1 protein-coding gene is annotated in these 954 nt (G+C 31.1%); it reads right to left on the bottom strand.

What is annotated here, in order from left to right; genetic code table 11:
- Positions 1-790 (bottom strand): glycosyltransferase family 2 protein (locus tag H5072_RS20370; RefSeq protein WP_182694626.1); only part of this gene is annotated, 790 nt, incomplete at its 3' end.
- Positions 791-954: the final 164 nt, after the last annotated feature.

Raw genomic sequence — 954 nt, 5'->3', positions numbered from 1 at the left:
ACGAAATATCATTTTCAACTAAGGTTTTTTTATCGCATTTACTTAAAAGGTAAATCTTATTTTTAAGTAAATATAAGTGCTCCGGTAGTGAAAGCTTGTATATGCTTCTCATATATATATCAAGAGTAATAAAAGCCTTTAAGCCTTTAATGTGTTGCTTTATAGTTTTTAGATCTGTTATTTGGCCTTCACCATGATCTTTATTCCAAAAAGCGACTGGATGATTAAAATATTTCACTTTTTGAGACTTAATCACTTCCATATGTAACTGAGTGTCTTGATATTTTGCTAATGATTCTAAAAACTTTATCTTATCAAATTCTGCTTTTTTTATTAATGATCCATTGGTATGTAATCCACCAATTGCATTAAAACTCGCGATGAATGTATCATCTTGTAACAGTTTTGGTTTTAATCCACTCCCTTTTACATGGCCAAAAGCAGCAATTAGTTCAGGCTGCTCTAATAGCTTATGTATTAAGAAATTAATTTTATCTTCGAAGTAGTAGTCATCATCATCCAAAAAAGATATATAAGTTCCATTGGCTAGTTCTGCCCCCCGGTTACGTGAAGCAGCCCCACCAAGTCTTTCTTTATTTCTCGAAATAGTTAGTGGGCAACTACCATTATAATTATCCAGCTGAACAGGTGTATCTGAGCAATCATCTATAACTATAATTTCTATATTCTTATAAGTTTGCTGACAAACAGATTCTATAGCACGCATAAGCATTGTACTTCTATTCAACGTTGGAATTACTACGCTTACTAATGATTCTTCAGTGCTCATAACTTTTACCCACAATAATACATAATGTTACAAGCGCTTTTTCAAAAACACCCATAAAATATAGTTTTAAGCTTTTATAAGCACTTTAATTTTGCTTTAAAAAGAAACGTAAAACTAAAAAGAAAAAACTTAAAACAACCCCCAAAAATGTACCTGCAATACAA

It is taken from the genome of Pseudoalteromonas sp. SR45-5 (assembly GCF_014163565.1).
GTDB classification, from domain to species: Bacteria; Pseudomonadota; Gammaproteobacteria; order Enterobacterales; family Alteromonadaceae; genus Pseudoalteromonas; species Pseudoalteromonas distincta.
Note: the sequence above shows the minus strand (reverse complement) of the source record. Positions and strands in the feature narration are given on the sequence as shown.